1 protein-coding gene is annotated in these 703 nt (G+C 76.4%); it reads left to right on the forward strand.

All coding sequences use genetic code 11. The annotated features are described in order from the left end of the window. Positions 1-703 (forward strand): polyketide synthase dehydratase domain-containing protein (locus tag VM95_RS37835; RefSeq protein WP_045706074.1); only part of this gene is annotated, 703 nt, incomplete at both ends.

Genomic DNA, 703 nt, shown 5'->3' on the forward strand with positions numbered 1-703 from the left:
GGACGACGCCGACGCCGCGTTCACCGCCGCCCTGCGCGCCAAGCAGGACGACCGCGAGACCTTCGCCGCCTTCGTGGGCCAGGCCCACACCGCCGGCACGGCCGTCGACTGGACCGCCTTCTACGCGGGCACCGGCGCCCGGGTCGTCGACCTGCCCACCTACGCCTTCCAGCGCGAACGCTTCTGGCTGACCCCGGGTGCGGGCGCCGGGGACGTCACGGCCGCCGGGCTCGTGGGCATCGAGCACCCGCTGCTGGCCGCCGCCGTGCAGGTCGGCGACCGGGACGAGTGGGTGTTCACCGGCCGGGTGTCCACCGAGACCCAGCCCTGGGTCGCCGAGCACCTGCTGCTCGGCACCATGGTCGTGCCCGGCGTGGCGCTGGTCGAGCTGGCCATCGCCGCCGGCCGCCAGGTCGGCGTGCCGGTGGTGGACGAGCTGGTGCTGGAGTCGCCGCTGCTCGTCCAGGAGGGTGTCACCCGTCAGCTGCAGGTCGCGGTCGGTGCGGCCGGTCCGGACGGCCGCCGTGACGTCACGGTCTACTCGCGGCCGGAGGGGGGCGACGGGGAGGCCGAGGCCACCTGCCACGCCCGGGGCGTACTGGGCGCCGACGCGGCGCCCGTCGCGGACTGGCCCGAGCAGTGGCCGCCGCAGGACGCCGAGCCGCTGCCCGTCGAGGACCTGTACACCCGCCTCGCCGACATC

The sequence above is a fragment of the Streptomyces rubellomurinus genome, from assembly GCF_000961885.1.
GTDB lineage: Bacteria > Actinomycetota > Actinomycetes > Streptomycetales > Streptomycetaceae > Kitasatospora > Kitasatospora rubellomurina.